Source organism: Sinomicrobium endophyticum, from assembly GCF_052983315.1.
Map to the genome: position 1 here is coordinate 486,103 of NZ_JBRKIS010000025.1, position 19,755 is coordinate 505,857.

General features: G+C 44.2%; 17 protein-coding genes. 9 read left to right on the top strand and 8 right to left on the bottom strand.

Features of this window, described 5'->3' with window-relative positions:
- The first annotated feature begins 191 nt into the window (after nucleotides 1-191).
- On the top strand, nucleotides 192-1,745 hold the full coding sequence (gene amaB / locus ACVBDU_RS10570; RefSeq protein WP_447179713.1) for an L-piperidine-6-carboxylate dehydrogenase: 1,554 nt from the start codon (nucleotides 192-194) through the stop codon (nucleotides 1,743-1,745).
- 236 nt (nucleotides 1,746-1,981) lie between these two features.
- On the top strand, nucleotides 1,982-2,449 hold the full coding sequence (locus tag ACVBDU_RS10575) for a copper resistance protein NlpE (protein ID WP_447179714.1): 468 nt from the start codon (nucleotides 1,982-1,984) through the stop codon (nucleotides 2,447-2,449).
- A 42-nt stretch (nucleotides 2,450-2,491) separates the two neighbouring features.
- On the opposite strand, the gene ACVBDU_RS10580 is transcribed toward ACVBDU_RS10575, so the two are convergent.
- From ACVBDU_RS10580 to ACVBDU_RS10590, 3 genes are all read right to left on the bottom strand, one after another.
- The gene (locus ACVBDU_RS10580) at nucleotides 2,492-2,902 is read right to left on the bottom strand and encodes a DUF4296 domain-containing protein (protein WP_447179715.1); all 411 of its coding nucleotides are present in this window, start codon (nucleotides 2,900-2,902) and stop codon (nucleotides 2,492-2,494) included.
- A 12-nt stretch (nucleotides 2,903-2,914) separates the two neighbouring features.
- Nucleotides 2,915-4,246 carry a dihydroorotase gene (locus ACVBDU_RS10585; protein WP_447179716.1) on the bottom strand — a complete coding sequence of 444 codons (1,332 nt, stop codon included), beginning with the start codon at nucleotides 4,244-4,246 and terminating at the stop codon, nucleotides 2,915-2,917.
- Nucleotides 4,247-4,564: 318 nt separating this feature from the next.
- The gene (locus tag ACVBDU_RS10590) at nucleotides 4,565-5,299 is read right to left on the bottom strand and encodes a polyprenol monophosphomannose synthase (protein ID WP_447179717.1); all 735 of its coding nucleotides are present in this window, start codon (nucleotides 5,297-5,299) and stop codon (nucleotides 4,565-4,567) included.
- A 152-nt stretch (nucleotides 5,300-5,451) separates the two neighbouring features.
- Here ACVBDU_RS10590 and ACVBDU_RS10595 point away from each other — a divergent pair, with 152 nt between their 5' ends.
- From ACVBDU_RS10595 to ACVBDU_RS10605, 3 genes are read left to right on the top strand one after another with little or no spacing between them, the layout of a single operon-like run.
- Entirely contained in the window at nucleotides 5,452-7,146 is a 1,695-nt protein-coding gene (locus ACVBDU_RS10595) for an ArnT family glycosyltransferase (protein WP_447179718.1), read from the top strand.
- A 34-nt stretch (nucleotides 7,147-7,180) separates the two neighbouring features.
- Nucleotides 7,181-7,840 carry a DUF4271 domain-containing protein gene (locus ACVBDU_RS10600; protein WP_447179719.1) on the top strand — a complete coding sequence of 220 codons (660 nt, stop codon included), beginning with the start codon at nucleotides 7,181-7,183 and terminating at the stop codon, nucleotides 7,838-7,840.
- Nucleotides 7,841-7,862: 22 nt separating this feature from the next.
- The gene (locus ACVBDU_RS10605) at nucleotides 7,863-8,609 is read left to right on the top strand and encodes a uroporphyrinogen-III synthase (RefSeq protein WP_447179720.1); all 747 of its coding nucleotides are present in this window, start codon (nucleotides 7,863-7,865) and stop codon (nucleotides 8,607-8,609) included.
- Between the two features lie 76 nt (nucleotides 8,610-8,685).
- Here ACVBDU_RS10605 and pckA read toward each other — a convergent pair whose 3' ends face one another.
- Both pckA and ACVBDU_RS10615 read right to left on the bottom strand, forming a co-directional pair.
- Entirely contained in the window at nucleotides 8,686-10,281 is a 1,596-nt protein-coding gene (pckA, locus tag ACVBDU_RS10610; RefSeq protein WP_447179721.1) for a phosphoenolpyruvate carboxykinase (ATP), read from the bottom strand.
- A 77-nt stretch (nucleotides 10,282-10,358) separates the two neighbouring features.
- On the bottom strand, nucleotides 10,359-10,748 hold the full coding sequence (locus ACVBDU_RS10615; RefSeq protein WP_447179722.1) for a DUF423 domain-containing protein: 390 nt from the start codon (nucleotides 10,746-10,748) through the stop codon (nucleotides 10,359-10,361).
- 146 nt (nucleotides 10,749-10,894) lie between these two features.
- Between ACVBDU_RS10615 and ACVBDU_RS10620 the strand changes: the two genes are divergently transcribed.
- The 4 genes from ACVBDU_RS10620 (at nucleotide 10,895) to ACVBDU_RS10635 (ending at nucleotide 14,169) form a co-directional block, all read left to right on the top strand.
- On the top strand, nucleotides 10,895-12,265 hold the full coding sequence (locus tag ACVBDU_RS10620) for a saccharopine dehydrogenase family protein (RefSeq protein WP_447179723.1): 1,371 nt from the start codon (nucleotides 10,895-10,897) through the stop codon (nucleotides 12,263-12,265).
- Nucleotides 12,266-12,416: 151 nt separating this feature from the next.
- The gene (locus ACVBDU_RS10625; protein WP_447179724.1) at nucleotides 12,417-12,887 is read left to right on the top strand and encodes an Lrp/AsnC ligand binding domain-containing protein; all 471 of its coding nucleotides are present in this window, start codon (nucleotides 12,417-12,419) and stop codon (nucleotides 12,885-12,887) included.
- A gap of 261 nt (nucleotides 12,888-13,148) precedes the next feature.
- The gene (locus ACVBDU_RS10630; protein WP_447179725.1) at nucleotides 13,149-13,463 is read left to right on the top strand and encodes a hypothetical protein; all 315 of its coding nucleotides are present in this window, start codon (nucleotides 13,149-13,151) and stop codon (nucleotides 13,461-13,463) included.
- A gap of 187 nt (nucleotides 13,464-13,650) precedes the next feature.
- Nucleotides 13,651-14,169 (top strand): ferritin, encoded by a 519-nt coding sequence (locus ACVBDU_RS10635; protein WP_447179726.1) that lies wholly within the window; start codon nucleotides 13,651-13,653, stop codon nucleotides 14,167-14,169.
- Nucleotides 14,170-14,403: 234 nt separating this feature from the next.
- Here ACVBDU_RS10635 and ACVBDU_RS10640 read toward each other — a convergent pair whose 3' ends face one another.
- The 3 genes from ACVBDU_RS10640 to ACVBDU_RS10650 all read right to left on the bottom strand — a co-directional run bounded on the left by ACVBDU_RS10640 (nucleotide 14,404) and on the right by ACVBDU_RS10650 (nucleotide 19,595).
- Complete coding sequence (locus ACVBDU_RS10640) at nucleotides 14,404-15,093, bottom strand: zinc metallopeptidase (protein WP_447179727.1); 690 nt, start codon at nucleotides 15,091-15,093, stop codon at nucleotides 14,404-14,406.
- 173 nt (nucleotides 15,094-15,266) lie between these two features.
- Nucleotides 15,267-16,364 (bottom strand): alanine dehydrogenase, encoded by a 1,098-nt coding sequence (gene ald / locus ACVBDU_RS10645; RefSeq protein ID WP_447179728.1) that lies wholly within the window; start codon nucleotides 16,362-16,364, stop codon nucleotides 15,267-15,269.
- 171 nt (nucleotides 16,365-16,535) lie between these two features.
- Nucleotides 16,536-19,595: a leucine--tRNA ligase gene (locus ACVBDU_RS10650; RefSeq protein ID WP_447179729.1), complete on the bottom strand. Its 3,060-nt coding sequence runs from the start codon at nucleotides 19,593-19,595 to the stop codon at nucleotides 16,536-16,538.
- Nucleotides 19,596-19,755 lie beyond the last annotated feature (160 nt).

Below are 19,755 nucleotides of genomic sequence, written 5' to 3' on the forward strand. Positions count from 1 at the left end.
GCGTGCTGAATTTCCCTTTTCAAGAGCGTTAAGCCGTTACCTTTTGCCGGGAGCAGTGTAAGTTCTGTAAAGGCAGATTTCAGTAAAAGAAGGAATTTTGCGTGCCGGATTTTATTTTTTAACTTCTTACGGAGAAAATAATAATTTGTAACTTCGTGAAAATTTAACAAACCAAGTAAAAAAAGTTATAAATGTCATTAATTGCTACCGATTTTGGAATTGATAAGAGCCTTAGGGCATTAGGATTGACGGATGTTAATAACGGAACTTCTACGGGAAAGGACTTTTTTGGCAGCGGCGATCTTATCGCGTCATATTCGCCTGTAGATGGGGCGCTTATAGGTAAAGTAAGTACCACGACCCGGGAAGATTATGAAAAAGTGATTACCGCGGCGACCGAAGGGTTTAAAACCTGGCGGACGATGCCTGCACCTCAGAGAGGCGAGATCGTACGGCAGTTCAACGATGAGTTGCGTCGCCTGAAGGAACCTCTCGGAAAACTGGTGTCTTACGAAATGGGAAAATCCTACCAGGAGGGACTCGGAGAAGTTCAGGAAATGATAGATATCTGTGATTTTGCGGTTGGCCTGTCCCGCCAGTTACACGGTTTAACCATGCATTCCGAAAGGCCGGGGCACCGTATGTATGAGCAATATCATCCGTTAGGAGTAGTAGGTATTATTTCCGCATTTAACTTCCCCGTTGCCGTATGGAGCTGGAATACGGCCCTGGCATGGGTATGCGGTGATGCCTGTATATGGAAAGGCTCGGAAAAAACACCGCTTACTTCGGTAGCATGTCAAAACATCGCAGCGAGGGTATTTCCCGAAAACGGATTGCCGGAAGGTATATCCTGCCTTATTACCGGAGATTATAGGGTAGGGGAAATGATGACGCAGGACGATCGGGTTCCGCTTATTTCTGCCACAGGGTCTATTCGTATGGGGAAAATAGTTGCGCAGGCCGTGGCGGCACGTCTCGGAAAGTCCCTGCTGGAGCTAGGAGGTAATAATGCCATTATCGTAACCCCGGACGCAAATATCAAGAATACGGTCATAGGAGCGGTTTTTGGCGCCGTAGGTACCTGTGGACAACGATGTACTTCCACCCGTCGCCTGATCGTTCACGAAGAGGTATATGACAAGGTTAAAGATGCCGTTGTAGCTGCGTACAAACAGCTTCGTATCGGAAATCCTTTGGATGAGAAAAACCATGTGGGGCCGCTTATCGACAAAGATGCCGTAGCCAATTACCTTCACGCACTCAAAAAAGTGGAAGAAGAAGGAGGTAAGGTGCTGGTAGAAGGAGGCGTACTCGAAGGAGAGGGTTATGAGAGCGGATGTTACGTAAAACCCGCTATTGCAGAAGCGGAAAACCACTTTGAAATTGTACAGCACGAAACCTTTGCCCCCGTACTTTACCTGTTGAAATACAGTGGCGACCTGGAAAATGCCATTCGCTTACAGAACGGGGTGAAACAGGGGTTGTCATCGGCTATAATGACCAATAATCTGCGGGAAGCGGAAAGATTTTTGTCCGTAGAAGGATCCGATTGCGGTATTGCGAACGTAAATATAGGGACCAGCGGTGCGGAAATAGGCGGTGCTTTCGGAGGTGAAAAAGAAACCGGAGGCGGACGCGAATCCGGTTCGGATGCATGGAAAGTATATATGAGAAGGCAAACCAATACAATCAATTATACCACCGAACTTCCTCTTGCCCAGGGAATTAAATTTGACCTATAGCTTTTTTCCGGAAACCCGACCCCGGTTTCCGGAAGGAATGTTTTTATAAATTGAACTCGTTTAAACTTTTTTGATTGAAGCGAAAAATAGAGATTTTTGTTCCAAATTTGGGCTTTTTTGCACTGCATAGCAGAGCTACGGAGTAATAAAAAGGCAAAATTTGGGGCAAAAAGATCATTTTGCAGCCAATTGGAAAAAATTTAAACGAGTTCACTAACAACATAAATTCACAGAACATGAAAAGAATAGTTTTGAGTGCTGTGGTAATTTTGGGGGTAATGACGCTCCTGATATCCTGTAAGGACAAGGAAAAACCAGCAACGGAAAGTGTAGATACGGAACAATTGATCGAAGAATCTGAAGTTCCGGACATGCACAATGCAGCAAATTCCCTGGATTTCGAAGGGGTTTATGAAGGTACGATTCCCTGTGCGGACTGTGAGGGGATAAAATTGACCGTTACTATCAGCGAAGACGGTACTTTCAAAGAGGAGAACGAATACCTGGGGGTAGCCAAAGAAAACACTTTTTCGAATGAAGGCACATGGGAGATAGAGGAAAGTACCATCACCTTTACGCCCGAAACAGGGGAGCCTCATATGTACTTCGTCGGAGAAGGTTTTATTAAGATGCTGGACCAGGAAGGGAATGAGATAGAAAGTGATTTTGCGGAAATGTATATCCTGAAAAAGAAAAGCTTTTAAAATATACCTGAAAGCGTCGCGAAGAACCATCGCGACGCTTTTTTATTGTATTTCTTCTTCTTTGGCCCGGCCTGTTTCGGATAGATTTCCCGTTTTTCTTTCTTCTTCCTTCGCCGCATCCTGTGCTTCTTTCATCTCCTTAAGTTTTTTTTCCACCTCTTTGTACATGGCGGCATAATCCGAAGGTTTTGAAGCGTAATAGGTGTTACTTTCCGCAAACTGAAGACTGTCTACCTGGTGCTTCTGATAGATGTAGGTGTCCGGAACAATGTTGTTTTTTTTGAGCACATCCATGCCAACCCCCCTGGCGGCATTGACCAGGGCAACATCCAGCAGAATATCTGTCATCTGGTTTTTGGGAATGAGATTATCCGGTTTTTCTACCGGCTTTTTTTTGCAGGAAGCAATACTCAACAGAATGGCCAGAAGGATAAATATATATTTTGTCTTCATTTTTCTTTGTTTCTAACGATCGAATTCCAGTCGTTTTACATTCCGGTACGCAGAGAATTCCCCGTTGTTATACGCCAGGTTACCGTTTATAAAGGTATGGGTTATTGCCGATTGGAAGGTAGTACCTTCAAACGGAGACCATCCGCATTTGTATAAAAGACTGTCCCTGCTTACGGTTTGCGGACTGTTGAGATCGGCCAGTACCAGGTCTGCGAAATATCCTTCTCGAATAAACCCTCTTTGCTTTATCCGGAAGAGGATGGCCGGGTTGTGGCTCATTTTTTCCACCATTTTTTCCAGGGAGATCTTTCCTTTGTGATATGCTTCCAGCATGGTAACCATTGCGTGCTGCACCAGCGGTCCCCCGGAGGGTGCATTGGTATAAATATTTTGCTTTTCTTCGAGGGTATGAGGCGCATGGTCCGTTGCGATAACATCTATACGGTCGTCCAGTAATGCCTGCCATAAACCTTTACGATCTGCCGGAGTTTTTACCGCAGGGTTCCACTTGATAAAAGTTCCTTTGCTGTCGTAGTCGTCATCGCAAAACCAGAGGTGGTGTATACATACCTCTGCGGTGATCTTTTTTTCCCGTAGCGGAATATCGTTGCGGAAAAGTCCGGTTTCCCTGGCTGTAGAAAGGTGAAAAACATGGAGCCTGGCCCCGGTTTTTTCGGCAAGGGCTACGGCACGAGAGGAAGAGAGGTAACAGGCTTCTTCACTGCGGATGATAGGGTGGTATTTTATGGGAATATCATCGCCGTAAGTAGCTTTATACTTCTCCAGGTTATTTTTTATCGTGGTCTCGTCCTCACAATGGGCAGAAATCAACAGGTCGGTTTTAGAGAAAATGTTTTCCAGTACCTTCTCGTCGTCTACGAGCATGTTTCCCGTAGAAGACCCCAGGAAAAGCTTTAGCCCTGCACAGGATTTCGGATCAACACGCAGTATTTCGTCCAGGTTATCATTCGTCCCGCCAAACATAAACGAGTAGTTGGCCGATGAGGTTTTGGCCGCTATACCAAACTTTTCTTCCAGTTTCTCTATGGTAGTGGTTTGCGGGTTGGTATTCGGCATTTCTATAAAAGAGGTTATTCCACCTGCAATGGCGGCCCTGCTTTCGGTTTCTATGGTAGCCTTTTGGGTAAGCCCCGGTTCGCGGAAATGTACCTGGTCATCTATAGCGCCGGGAAGGAGGTATTTTCCTTCCGCATCGATCACCGTACAATCTGTAGCGGAGATATTTTTATCGATCCTGGTAATGATCTCGTCCTCTATTAAAATATCCGTTTCGAATTTCCGGAATTCATTTACTGCGGTGGCGTTCTTTATCAGTGTTTTCATGGTGCTTCTGTTTACAGGCTTCCGAATAATGGTCCGGAAACGACTGTGCTTTTATGAGCGTGTTGTTTTGTGCCCGGCCTTTAATTCACCAATAAAAAGTTATGGAATATTAGTGTATTAATGGCTTATATATTGAACTCGTCTTGAGTTGTTCTATTACCTACAAAATCATCATTTTGCCCCCTAATTTCGTAATTTTCTCGAACCGTAGCGCTGCTATGCTTCTCCAAAATTACTTCATTAGTGGACAAAAGCATGACTTTTCGCTCAAATACAACAACTCAAGACGAGTTCATTGTTAAAATTTCCTGGCGCTTTTTAAAAGCCTTCTCTTTTGAACAGGCTCCGGAGTTTCATGGACAGCACCCCGAAAACGGCTTCGTTAATAATCTTGCCACTCATTTTAGAATTACCTTTTTCCCGGTCTTTAAAGATAATGGGTACTTCTACGATGTGGAATTTTTTCCGGAAGGCACGGAACTTCATTTCTATCTGGAAAGCATAGCCTACGAAGCGTATATTGTCGAGAGGAATACTTTCGATGACCTCTTTTTTATAACAGATAAAACCGGCCGTTGGGTCGTGTATACGCATACCTGTAATAAACTTCACATAGAAGGAAGCCCCATAGGAGAGGAGTACCCGTTTCATAGGCCAGTTCACGACGTTTACTCCTTTTACATACCTGGAACCTATGGCAACATCGGCGCCGTGAATAGAGCAGGCGTTGAACAGGCGTACAAGGTCTCGCGGATTATGGGAAAAATCGGCATCCATTTCAAAGATATAGGGATATCCTTTGCGGAGTGCCCATCTGAAACCGTGAATATAAGCTGTTCCCAGTCCGGATTTTTCTTTTCGTTCCTCCAGGAAAAGACGTTCGGGAAATTCCTGTTGCAACTCTCTGACTTTTGCAGAAGTGCCGTCCGGGGAATTATCGTCCACGATCAGAACATGAAAATCTTTTTTCAACAGAAAAACTTCCCTGATAATGGCTTCGATATTCTCAATTTCGTTGTATGTGGGGATAATAACCAGGCCGTCCGTGCGCATAAAAAATTTTAACTAAGATGCAAAAATAGAATTTCCTTCGTTTTTAACTATTGTGGCTGGAGGATATTTGCAATACAGAACTGTTTTAAGGCTAAAATAGTGTATTATTCTCATATATTATTAAGTATTTTTGCTTGAAATTTTCGGTAGGCATGAGCATTGCGCATAAAAAAGAACGATTATTATTACTTTTTCTGGGGATTTTAACTCTGGTAAATCTTATCCAGAGCGGGACTACACAACTCATATATGACGAGGCCTATTACTGGTATTTCTCTCAGAATCTGGATTGGGGATATTTCGATCATCCGCCGATGGTTGCTGTTTTTTCGGCTATAGGCACCCGTTTGTTTGATAGTGAATTAGGGGTCCGGTTTTTTGCACCGTTCCTGTTTTCCGGTACTGTTTTCCTGCTGTGGAAACTTATTGATGACCGCAGGAAATATGACCATATATGGGTGTTCATCCTGCTGTCCGCTTCCGTGGCGTTGTTTAATGCTTATGGTTTTTTTATGCTTCCGGATACACCCCTGCTGTTTTTCGGCGCTTTGTTCCTGTTTGCATACAAGAAGTTCCTGCAACGCCCGGATTTACCGGCGATACTGATTCTGGGATTTTCCATGGCAGCGATGATGTACAGTAAATACCACGCTATCCTTCTTATCGGCTTCGTTATATTGTCTAATCCGAAAATTCTCCTGCGGTATCGTTTCTGGACTGCGGCGGTTTTGGCCCTGGCGCTTTATGTACCGCATTTTTACTGGCTGCACGAAACGGACTATGCCCCGTTAAAATACCATTTGTCCGGCAGGGCGAACAGTTATTACCGGGTAAAATTCACCCTGAACTATATTCTTAATATACTGGTGGTTCTCGGTTTTTCTTTCCCTTTGATATATTGGGCCCTGTATAAATTTACCCGTTTCGGGGATTTGAAAAACCGTATTTTTGACAGGGCACTTGTTTTTGTTGTGTGGGGAATTATCGGGTTTTTCCTGTTGTCATCCTTTAACCGGAAAACACAGGCACAGTGGCCGATTCTTACGGTTTTACCATTGATTGTTCTCGCTTTCCGGTATGCGTTAGACCGGCCGGAATACCGAAAATGGCTGCGGATTACAAGTATGGTGTCGCTGGTGGTATTGTTTATGGCCCGGGTTGTATTGGTCAACGAAAATATATCTCCCATAAAATACGAGAGCCACGGAAATAAAAGATGGGCACAGAAACTCTATGAAAAAACAGGGGGCCTGCCGGTTGTTTTTGAAAACTCCTATCGCAGTGCTAGCATGTATGGCTTTTATTCGCGGGTACCGGTATATTCGCTGAATAGTGTAAAACATCGGCAGAACCAGTATGATATTGACAGTGCCGAATATAAATTCCGGCATCAGAAAGTAGCGTATATTACGGGGCGAGAGGATTATGATTCCGTTATAAAGGTTCGTATCGGAAAAGGGAAAGGACATGTATGGAGAGGGAAGTTTATAAAAGATTTCAGATCTTTCCGCAAACTGATGTGCCAGGTAGATAATAAAAAAATTGTCCGGGGGAAGGATTCGCTGTCCCTTACGCTGGTCAATCCTTATGACGAGGCAGTAGCATTCGAAGACCTGAAGTTTTACGGACTCGTGCTCGATGAAAGAAGACAAATCATGGACACTATAAACATTTCCCTCGGGAATACGGAAAAGACCAAAGTTCTTAGCCCCGGGAGTACGATACATCTCCATACCGGGATGGACAGTGTTCAGAAACTTGACAATGGCGTACTGTTCCGGGTCTCCATATCCGAATATGGATATCCGTCGGGGTTCCAGGGAAATATAATACCGATAGAAAATTAATCGGACAAACGCCGGAAGCGATAAAGCAGATATCATGGATATGGAAATACTGTACAGGGAGGTTGATAAATACACCGTGGAGACTATTTTGCTCATCGGTTGTGTTGCCCTGATCACTTTCGCGAAAATCACTCATGAAATAAAATTCCAGCGTTTTCTGGAAACTTTTTTTTCCGATAAATATTTAAAACTATACGGAAAAGAACAGGAGCCGAGTATCAACAGGTTCAATATTCTGCTCTTTATCGTGCAGTTGATCGTCTTTGGCATGCTATTGAAGCTCAGCCTGGAATACCTGGATTTTGTTCCCCGCAATATCAATTTATTGTTAATTATAACCGGGCTTGGATTGTTTGTTCTGTTCAAGTTTTACCTGGAAAAGATCATCGCTACTATCTTTGATCTGAACTACTTTCTTGAGCAGTACAATTTTTACAAATTGACGTACAGAAACCTGGTATCCATTATATTACTACCTTTTATAGCACTGCTTATTTACAACCCTATGAATAAGAAGGTTGTCTTATCCGTAACGATTGCCCTGTTTCTTTTGTTAAACTTCATCGCATGGGGGCGGATGTTTAAAAAACATCAAAAATTTCTGTTTAAGAAGTTGTTTTATTTTATTTTGTATCTTTGCGCACTGGAAATAGCACCTTATCTGATAATTGCCCGAGTGGCATTTTTCAGTTGAGGAAATCAAACAAATGGTTAATATGAAAGTGAAAACAATCTTGGTTTCCCAGCCGGAACCTAAAGTAGAAAATTCACCATATTTACAGCTTGTAGAAAAGCAAAAAGTAAAAATAGACTTCAGGCCTTTTATTCATGTCGAAGGAGTTAATGCAAAGGAAGTAAGGCAGCAAAAAATAGATTTAACCAAGTTTACTGCTATTATTCTTACGAGTAGGAATTCGGTAGACCATTTTTTCCGGATCGCAGAGGAAATGCGCTTTAAAGTGCCGGATACGATGAAGTATTTCTGCCAGTCCGAAGCCGTTGCTTATTACCTGCAAAAGTATGTAGTGTATCGGAAGCGGAAGATCTATGTGGGAAAACGTACTTTCCTGGATCTGGCGCCGATGATGAAGAAGTATAAGGATGAAAAGTTTTTACTGCCTTCTTCGGATGTTTTGAAGACAGACGTACCGGAAAGCCTGGACAAGCTGGGAATAGACTGGAAAAGGGCGGTTTTGTACAAAACCGTAATCAGTGATCTTTCGGACCTGAGAGATGTTTATTACGACATCCTTGTGTTCTTTAGTCCTTCCGGCATTGAATCGTTGTTTAAGAACTTTCCGGACTTTAAGCAGAACGATACCCGGATTGCAGTATTCGGCAATACAACCGTAAATGCTGCCAACGATGCAGGGCTTCGTATAGATATACAGGCTCCGACCCCGGAAACACCTTCAATGACTATGGCACTGGAAAAATATATCCTGGAGGCCAATAAGAAATAGACGAATACTTTAAAATACTAAAAAAACCCCCGGTTAATTACTGCCGGGGGTTTTTGTTTTCTGGCGATTGTGAGACCTAAAGAGGAGCTCCGCTCATGATTTCTTCATTGGCATAGGACTCAAACCTGGAGAAATTGTTTTTAAAGGCGCTGGAAAGTGCTTCCGCCTGTTTGTCGTAAGCAGAGACGTCTTTCCAGGTAGTTCTCGGATTGAGTACCTCTGCGGGTACTTCCGAGCACGATTGCGGTACGGCCAGTCCGAATACGGGGTGATTTTCAAAAGCCACCTTTTCCAGCTGCCCGTTAAAGGCGGCGGAGATCATGGCTCTGGTGTAGCGTAATTTCATACGCGATCCTGTGCCATACGGCCCGCCGGTCCAGCCGGTATTCACCAGCCATACATTAACTTCTGATTCTTTCATCTTAGCGCTGAGCATCTCCGCATATTCGGTGGGATGCAAAGGCATGAAAGGGGCTCCGAAACATGCGGAGAAGGAAGGTACGGGCTCATCGATGCCCGCTTCCGTACCAGCCACCTTGGCGGTGTAACCGGAGATAAAATGATATGCAGCCTGACCGGGTGTAAGCCTGGAAATCGGAGGCAAAACGCCGAAGGCATCTGCCGTAAGGAAAAATATATTTCCGGGAGTATAGCCGATAGACGGTTCCTGGATGTTCCGGATATGGTTAATCGGGTAACTCACCCGGGTGTTTTGTGTTATGGAGATGTCGTCAAAATCCGCTTCGCCCTTGTTGTTGAGAATAACATTTTCCAGCAAAGCGCCTTTTTTAATGGCCCGGTATATGTCCGGTTCGTTTTCTTCCTTAAGGTTAATTACCTTGGCATAACATCCGCCTTCAAAGTTGAATATGGAGTTTTCTGCGGTCCACCCGTGTTCATCATCGCCGATAAGTCTGCGTTCCGGGTCGGCGGATAATGTGGTTTTTCCGGTACCGGAAAGACCGAAGAAAATGGCCGTACGGCTGTCTTTACCCACATTGGCGCTGCAGTGCATGGGAAGCGTGTTCTTAAATACCGGTAATTCGAAATTAAGTGCGGAAAAAATTCCCTTTTTTATCTCCCCGGTATAGCCCGTACCGCCTATAAGAACTATTTTTTTAGAAAAGCTGAGAATGGCAAAATTGTGTTGCCTGGTACCATCTTCCGAAGGATCGGCATGAAAGCCCGGAGCACTGATAACGGTCCATTCCGTTTCAAAATTTTCCAGCTCGTCCTGCGTAGGGCGCAGGAACATATTGTAAGCAAAGAGATTGCTCCAGGGGTATTCCGTAATAACACGGATGTTTGTGCGGTAGTCCGGGTCTGCACAGGCGTAACAGTCCCTGGCGTAAACTTCTTTTCCGGAAAGGTATTTTGCTACCTTTTGATACAGGCGCTCAAAACGGTCTTCATCAAACGGAATGTTGACGTTTCCCCACCATACTTTGTCCTTCGTAATGTCGTCTTTTACAATAAAACGATCTTTTGGTGACCTCCCGGTAAATTCACCGGTGTTGATGGCAAGAGCGCCGGAAGAAGCCTCTTTACCCTGCCCTTTACTAATAGTGATCTCATGCAGCTTTTGTGGAGAAAGCTGGTAACGAACCCTGGCATCTTTAATGCCGTACGCCTCTAACGAAATCGTTTTAGTGTTCAGTGTGTTGTTAATCATTACAAAATAATTAGTGTGTGTGTTTTTACACTACAAAAGTAAAAATTAATCCAAACGAAATCGTTATAGTGTTATATTTATTTGGTTTTAAGCCTCAGAAAGTTAAAAAACAAAACTCCCCAGGCTATGATGAGGAGTGTTCCTCCTATAGGCGTGATAATTCCGATAGTTTTAAAGTCAAAAGAGGTGAGGTTATTAGTTGCAAGTCCGTATATGGACCCGGAGAAAAGGATAATTCCAATGGTAACCAGCCAGTAAATAGTTTTCATGGCCTTTTCGGATAGCACGGGCAGGTTACCTGCCAGTAGCAGGAAAAGGGCATGATACATTTGATATTTAACCCCTGTTTCAAAGGTAGTAATAGCATCGGCCCCGATAGCGGATTTTAAAGCATGCGCCCCGAAAGCTCCCAGTATGATGGCCAGGAAGCCGAAAAGTGCTGCTGTGAGAAGAATAGTTTTTTTCATATAGTGTTTTATTCAGGAGAAAAGTTGATGGTAAGGCGAACTTATCCCGCTGCAATTTTTTATAAATATAACAATTTACTACATTCGTGTTATAAAAATAAATAACAGTAGTTTAAACCAATACAAAAATACATCAGAAAAGTATTATGGAAAACATCTTGATCGTCGGAGTGGGAAAATCTACATCATATCTTATCGATTACCTGTCAAAAGAGTCACAGAAAAAAGGTATACATATAACGGTAGGGGATATTGACACGGATAACCTGGAAAGGCTAAAAAAAACCTACAATCATATAAATGGTATCCATCTGGATATTTTTGACAAGAAACAAAGGGAAGAAGCGGTGAAAGCTTCGGACCTGGTCATATCCATGTTACCTGCCAGGCTCCATGTGGAAGTCGCCAAAGACTGTATTACTTTCGGGAAGCATATGGTTACGGCGTCTTACGTAAGTGATGAAATGCAGGCGCTGGATGCGGAAGTAAAAAAGAAAGGACTTGTGTTTATGAATGAAATAGGTCTGGACCCGGGCATAGACCATATGAGCGCCATGCACGTTATAGACCGCATACGCGACCGCGGCGGGAAAATACTGCTTTTTGAATCGTTCTGCGGAGGTTTGGTAGCCCCGGAGAGCGATAACAACCTGTGGAACTATAAATTTACATGGAACCCGAGAAATGTGGTAGTTGCAGGGCAGGGGGGAACAGCGAAGTTTATCCAGGAGGGAACATATAAGTATATCCCTTACCACAAGCTTTTCCGTCGTACCGAATTCCTGGATGTGGAAGGATATGGCAAGTTTGAAGCTTATGCCAACAGGGATTCGCTGAAATACAGGGAGGCGTATGGACTTGAGGACGTACTCACACTGTACCGCGGAACCATGAGAAGAGTAGGTTTTTCCAGGGCGTGGAATATGTTTGTGCAGTTGGGAATGACCGATGACAGCTATGTAATGGAAGATTCCGGAAACATGAGTTATCGCGATTTTGTCAACGCCTTTTTGCCCTATTCCCCGACGGACTCCGTAGAGTTGAAAATGCGCCATTATCTGAAGATCGACCAGGACGATATAATGTGGAACAAACTCGAGGAATTAGGACTGTTCAGCCGGGATAAAAAAGTGGAACTCCCGAAAGCCACGCCGGCACAGGTACTTCAAAAGATACTGGAAGAGAGTTGGAGCCTGGCGGAAGAGGATAAGGACATGATAGTGATGTACCACAAATTCGGCTATGAACTGGAAGGTAAAAAGTTCCAGATCGATTCCAGCATGGTCGTAACGGGAGAGGACCGGAAATTTACGGCGATGTCCAAAACCGTCGGATTACCGGTTGCCATGGCTGCATTGCAGATACTCGAAGGGAAAATTACCACTCCTGGCGTGCAGATACCCTTAAAAAAGGAAGTGTATGGCCCCATTTTAACGGAACTGGAAAAACAGGGGGTTGTGTTTCGGGAAAAACAAGGTCCTTATATGGGATACAACCCACATAATGTAGCAGGCTAGGAAGAGTGCTTAAGGACCTGTTACCTTTTTTATTGTTAGCGAATAGAATAAAATATCGTTATTATATCTATAATTTGTTAATGTAATGCCGTTTTAAAGCGTAAATGTGTTGCAAATGTTGTATATTTAATTGCAATTTAATATCTGTGCTATGAAGATTATTAATGAAACGGTAGAAATTGACGGGATAGATAAGGAGATTCTCCGTTCCCTCATGAACGATGCGCGAAAGCCTATTCTGGAGATAGCGCGCAAGATCGGTATTTCGGGAGCAGCCATCCATCAGCGGTTGCGTAAACTGGACGACTCCGGACTGATTGCCGGGTCCAAGTTTGTCATAAACCCGAAAGTACTGGGATATTCCACCATGGCTTTTATAGGTATTTACCTGGATAAAGCCATGCGAAACCCGGAGGCGGTTAAACAATTGAATGAGATTCCTGAAGTATTGGAATGCCATTATACCACCGGAGACTGGAGCATACTTATTAAGATGCTCTGTAGAGACAACGAACACCTGATGTACCTGCTCAATGACAAAGTGCAGACCATTGAAGGAGTTTCCCGTACGGAAACGTTTATTTCCCTGAACCAGCAGATTGACAGGCAGATACAGTTGTAAAAGGGAGGCAGATTACAAGTTCCAGGTTGCAAGAGTGTAAAAAGTTGTAACGCAGAGACACGCAAAGAAAACACAGAGGTACACAGCGCAGTTGTCCTTTGTGGTTCTTTGTGCCTGCTCTGTGAAGCTTTGTATTACTACTAAATCCTGATCCCCAGCTATCCTGTGATAATTGGCCAATCTGCAATCTGTAATTTTCTATGATAAAAACTGTAATTTAGTTTGTATTTATTCTAAATAATAATTAATTTCGCTCCCGTAATGGAGACGATATTATTTAAATCCAGGTATTATACGGCGTATCAGCCCGAGAAGGGGCGCTGTTTTTTTGTGGATATCCAGGGTAAGAAGATAAGGATGTCTTTTTGTCAATTACTGGCTTTCCGACAGAAAATATTGGCTATGGACCTGGATGCACACTTTGATTCCGAATTAAATCGTCATGGTATAGAAATACTTACACTTTGTAACAGGGAACATCTCTTCATTCTGGATACCCTGGAAGTCATTGATCTTAAAATGTTTGTACAAGGTATATTTGCCATGTCCGAACTTCACGCTTTGGTTGCGGTTTAAAGTCCATTGCGTACCCTTTCTCGGTTTTTATTTCCTCTTATTTATATTTAGTCTTAGACTGGTTACAAATTCTCTGTGTTTTAGGCAGTTACGTGTTATTTTTGTAAATTTGTAGAAGAAGAGTAAAAGATTATAAGGTAGAAGAAGAGTAAAAGATTATAAGACAGCGAAAATAAAAATCAGACCGATGAAAGATTTAGTAAGACAACGATTGAGTATAAATGTAGATGTAATGGACCTGTTAAACGAGCAGATCGCTAAGGAGGCACATTCATCTTCCATATATCTGGCTATGGCTTCCTGGTGCGATCACAATGCTTTGGAAAACAGTGCCGAATTCTTCTATGAGCAATCCAAAGAAGAAAGAGATCACATGATGAAAATATTTAAATTCATCAATGATAACGGCGGAATGGCGATTTCTCCTGAAGTAGCCGATGTTACCCGCGATTTCAATTCTCTCGAAGGTATATTCGAGTCCGCACTGGAACAGGAAATAGCGATCACGAAGTCCATTCACAATATTGTACTGAAATGCCGTAAGGTAAATGACCTGGCAACAGAGAACTTTTTACAGTGGTTTGTTAAAGAGCAGATGGAAGAAGAACAAACCATGCGGAAAGCGCTGGACCTGTTCGATCTTATGGGAACAGAGGGAATAGCACTTAAGCTTATCGATGAGCGTATTCCTAAAATTAAGGAATAACTTATAAAAATTAATTTCCAAACAATGGAGGTTGTCTTAACAGGCAACCTTTTTTTGTTCGGATAGTTTGTTAGTTATGGAATTTAAACAATTAAGAACTCCTGGCAAAAAAGAACTTCATTGTTATCGAAACTTATCGACCAGAAGGAGGTAGTTGTTTCGGTTAAACGGATAAAAATAAAAGCCCGCCTGAATCTCAGGCGGGCTGTTTTCTGTATGAATTATGTGGATTCGTTAATTTCTCGAACCGAGTACACGAAGGGCCCAATACAGCAGCATGGCCAGGGAACCGATAGCGGCTACCAGGTATGTCCTTGCCGCCCATTTGAGGGAATCTTCTGCTCCCTTGTATTCCTGCGGGCTGAGCATGTTTTTGTTCTTTAACCAGGCCAGGGCACGGTTACTCGCATCGTATTCCACCGGCAGGGTTACCAGGCTGAAAATGGTAGCGAGTGACATCAGTACTAGTCCGGCTACGGCTATCAGAAACCCGAAATTATTGGCGATGCCAAGAATAAGCCCACCGATAATAAGCCACTGAGACATTCCGGATGAAACGCTTACTACGGGCACCAGTTTGGACCGTAGCTGTAACCACTGATACGCTTTAGCGTGCTGTACGGCGTGTCCGCATTCGTGGGATGCTACGGCAGCCGCCGCCGCATTACGTTGATTGTATACCCCTTCACTGAGGTTAACCGTTTTGTTTGCGGGGTTGTAATGGTCCGTCAGCATCCCGGGAGTAGAGATAACCTTGACATCACGGATACCGTGATCTGCCAGCATTTTTTCGGCGATTTCCGCGCCGCTCATCCCATTGCGCAAATGTACCGTCGAATAGTATTTGAACTTGCTTTTCAGCTTGTTGCTTACCAGCCAGCTTATTAAAGCGATTCCTCCTATGATGATATAATATCCTAACATTCTTTCTCCGTTTTAACTTTATAAAAATACGAAATTTTCTGTTTCCCTTACTGCGGAAAACCCTTTTCGGAATAAAAGACAAAAACCCGGCCAAAAAGAACGGACCGGGTATGTTATTAAGAATATTTTAGTATTTACTGCCGGATGTAGTGAATTTTTGTCAGGCCACCTCATTAGACCACGGCTTCCCATCCGAAAGCTTCGGCTATGCCTTCATATAGGAGTTCCCCGTTTGCGATATTTACTCCTCTTTCCAGGGCCGGATACTCTTTACAGGCCTTTTCCCAGCCTTTGTTGGCCAGTTGCAGCACATAAGGCAACGTAACATTGGTAAGGCCCACAGTAGAGGTATAAGGAACCGCTCCGGGCATATTGGCTACGCAATAATGTACGACATCATCTATGATGTAGGTAGGGTCTTCATGGGTAGTAGGCCTGGTCGTTTCAATGCATCCTCCCTGGTCTACGGCTACATCGACGATAACGGTGCCCGGGCGCATTTCACTCAGCATGTCACGTGTAATAAGACTAGGCGCTTTGGCACCGGGAATGAGAACTCCGCCTATGATGAGGTCGTGGGTTTTTATATGTTTTCTGATATTGTATTCACCGGAGAATTCGGTAACCACATGACTGGGCATAATATCGTTTACGTAACGCAGGCGTTTCATATTAATGTCCAGGATAGTAACATGCGCCCCGAGTCCGGCAGCCATTTTAGCGGCCTGTATGCCTACGGTCCCTGCCCCGAGAATGAGGACTTTCCCCGGAGGTACGCCGGGAACTCCGCCAAGGAGTACTCCCCGTCCCTTAATGGGCTTTTCCAGGTATTTTGCACCCTGTTGAATAGCCATACGTCCCGCCACTTCAGACATGGGGATAAGTAACGGCAGGCTGCCGTCGCTTTCCTCTACGGTTTCATAGGCAATACAAACGGCATTGCTTTTCAGCATCGCCCGGGTCAGGGCTTCGCTGGAAGCAAAGTGAAAATAAGTGAATATCACCTGGCCTTCCCGTACCAGCGGATACTCTTTTTCAATAGGTTCTTTCACTTTGACGATCATGTCACTTTTGGCATACACTTCCTTGATAGTGGAAAGTATTACAGCGCCTGCGGCTTCATAATCGGCATCAAAAAAGCCACTTCCTTCTCCGGCAGTGGCTTGAATGTAAACCGTGTGGTGGTTCTTTACCAGTTCGAAAACCCCGGCGGGCGTTATACCGACCCTGTTTTCGTTGTTCTTGATCTCTTTTGGTACCCCTATTTTCATAATGTGTGTGTTTTGTACTTAAAATTAACCATTTAGAAGAATAATCGTACAAAGATTTATGCAAAAAGAAAGGGAGTTGTTTCGTTAGTACGAAAAAAAACTCCCTGTATGTTGAAAATATTTAATTATATCCGACGCTAATCAGAAGGAAATATGGCCGGAAAAACGTTGTTATCCCACAATATTAATGATCTTTCCGGGTACGATAATGATCTTTTTCGGGGTCCTTCCCTGAAGCTGTTCCTGTGTCTTTTCATGCGCCATTACAGCTTTTTCCATGTCTTCCTTGCCCATATCCAGAGGAAGTTCCAGTTTAAAGCGCATTTTACCGTTGAAAGAAACCGGGTATTCCTTGCTGCTTTCCACCAGGTATTTTTCTTCGAATTCCGGAAAAGGAGCAAAAGCGACCGACTCTTCATGTCCCAGTTTTTGCCATAATTCCTCTGCGATGTGTGGGGCATAAGGAGAGATAATGATGGCAAGAGGTTCGAGTATTTCCCCGGAATTACATTTCTGTGCCGTCAATTCGTTCACAGCGATCATAAATGAGGAGACCGAAGTATTGAAGGAGAAATTCTCTATATCCTCTATTACCTTTTTGATGGTTTTGTGGAGGGTTTTGAGATTTTCTTTGGAGGCGGGTTCTTCCGATACGTAAAAGGTGTTGTCAGGCCCGGAATGATACAGTTTCCATAATTTTTTCAGGAAGCCGTGGACGCCGGTGATGCCCGCGGTGTTCCAGGGTTTGGCCTGGTCGAGCGGACCGAGGAACATTTCGTACATCCGCAGAGTATCTGCCCCGTATTGTTCGCAGATATCATCCGGGTTAACGACATTGTATTTGGATTTGGACATTTTTTCCACTTCACGGCCTACGATATACTTACCGTCCTCCAGTATGAATTTCACATCTTTGAAGTCAGGGCGCCATTTCCTGAAAGCGTCTATGTCCAATTCGTCTGAAGCATTGATTAACGCAACGTAAGCGTGGATAGGTTGAATAGAAGAAGGACGACTAATAAACAATCTAAGTGCTGCTATCTTAGATTTTTTCAATTCAGCTTTAAAATCCTCTTTAAGATTAGGAGTTAATGCCTTTAAGATATCTTCTTGTAACGGTTGATCTATCTTATCTATATAAATTTTAGACGAATTTTCTATTTCTTTTAAGAATGGTTTAATCCTGTTGTACGAAATGAAAACTCTATTTTTGAATAATCCATTGTATATCGACTCTTTTTTATCCCAATTTAAACCTTTAATATCAGCTGTAATATCTACACGGTAAACAAAAGCGCTCATTCCCAGGATCATGCCCTGGTTAATCAGTTTTTTAGCGAATTCGTCCACCGGAAGCAGTCCTTTGTCAAACTGGAATTTCTGCCAGAACCTGGAGTACAGCAGGTGGCCGGTGGCATGTTCGCTTCCACCTATATAGAGGTCAACATCCTTCCAGTAATCCAGCGCTTCCCGGGATGCGAATACATCTTCATTACGGGCGTCCATGTAACGGTTAAAATACCAGGAACTTCCCGCCCAGCCCGGCATGGTATTCAGTTCCAGGGGGAAAATGGTATTGTGGTCGATGAGGTCGTTACTGACCACTTCGTTCTTTTCGGTATCCCAGGCCCATGTTCTGGCATTTCCTAACGGGGGTTCGCCGGTTTCGGTGGGGAGGTATTTTTCTACTTCGGGCAGTCGTACGGGCAGATGTTCGGCAGCGATCATTTGCGGTAATCCGTCTACATAATATACCGGGAACGGCTCGCCCCAATAGCGCTGACGGCTGAATACGGCATCGCGCAGACGATAGTTGATCCTGCCTTTACCGGCACCGATGGCCTCAAGTTCGGCTATGGCCTTCCTGGTAGCTTCTTCATAGGGTAACCCACTGAGAAAACCGGAGTTGGCGATAACCGTACCGTTCTTTTCACTGTATGCGGCTTCGGAAATATCCGCATTTTCGAATATGTTGGGTATAGGAATATCGAAATGCTTTGCAAAATCGTAGTCGCGCTGGTCTCCACAGGGAACGGCCATTACAGCGCCGGTACCGTAACCTGCAAGAACATAGTCGCCTATCCATACGGGAACGGGTTCTTTGGTGAACGGATGTTCCGCATAAGCGCCGGTAAAAACCCCGGAAATGGTTTTTACGTCCGACATACGGTCGCGTTCGCTTCGTTTGGCAGTCGCTTCTATGTATGCTTCTACGGCCTCTTTCTGTCCGGGAGTGGTAATTACGGGTACCAGGTCGTGTTCCGGGGCGAGGGTCATAAAACTTACCCCGAAAATGGTATCCGGCCTGGTGGTAAATACCGGGATCTCATGATCGGAACCCTTTACTTTGAATATTACTTCGGCTCCTTCGGAACGGCCTATCCAGTTGGTCTGTGCATCTTTGAGCGGCTGCGGCCAGTCTATACGGTCCAGTCCTTCCAGCAGGCGTTGGGCATATGCGGTGATACGCATGCTCCACTGGGTCATTTTTTTCCGGATAACCGGGTGGCCGCCTCTTTCGGAAACGCCGTTCACGATCTCGTCGTTCGCCAGCACGGTTCCCAGGGCAGGGCACCAGTTCACTTCGGTTTCTGCAAGGTAAGTCAGCCTGTATTTTAATAGTAGTTTTTGCTTTTCTTCGCCTGTAAATGCCTGCCATTGCCCGGCGGTAAAGGTTTCCGTATCACTGTCACAAACGGCATTGACATCGGCATTCCCGTTGTTTTCGAATTTCCGGACCAGTGTTTCGATGTCTTCTGCCTTGCCGGTATCGTTGTTGTACCAGGAATTGAAAAGCTGGATGAATATCCACTGTGTCCACCGGTAGTAATCCGGGTTGGAGGTACGTACTTCACGGCTCCAGTCAAAAGAAAACCCGATTTTATCCAGTTGCTCCCGGTATCGTTTAATGTTTGTTTCTGTGGTAATTGCCGGATGTTGCCCGGTTTGAATAGCGTACTGTTCCGCCGGAAGTCCGAAAGAATCGTATCCCATAGGATGTAAGACATTAAATCCGCGGTGGCGTTTATATCGCGCGTAAATGTCCGAAGCAATATATCCGAGTGGGTGTCCTACGTGCAGTCCCGCGCCGGACGGATAAGGAAACATGTCCAGCACATAATATTTGGGTTTGTCTGCTCCTTCGGATCCGGGATTTTTCGCTTCGAAAGTTTTATTTTCTTTCCAATACAGTTGCCATTTGGCTTCGATTGCGTTGTGATCGTATTTCATATGCGGATATTACCGTTTTTACGGAATGCTTTTTAGCGGATTAAAACGATGAATGATGCGCAAAAATACAGTTATTGAACGAAACAGGCAATATCTGAAAAAGCCTGGTGGAAGGGGGGGATTGTTTCAGGTTACAAGTTACAGGTTAGTTGCAGGCTTA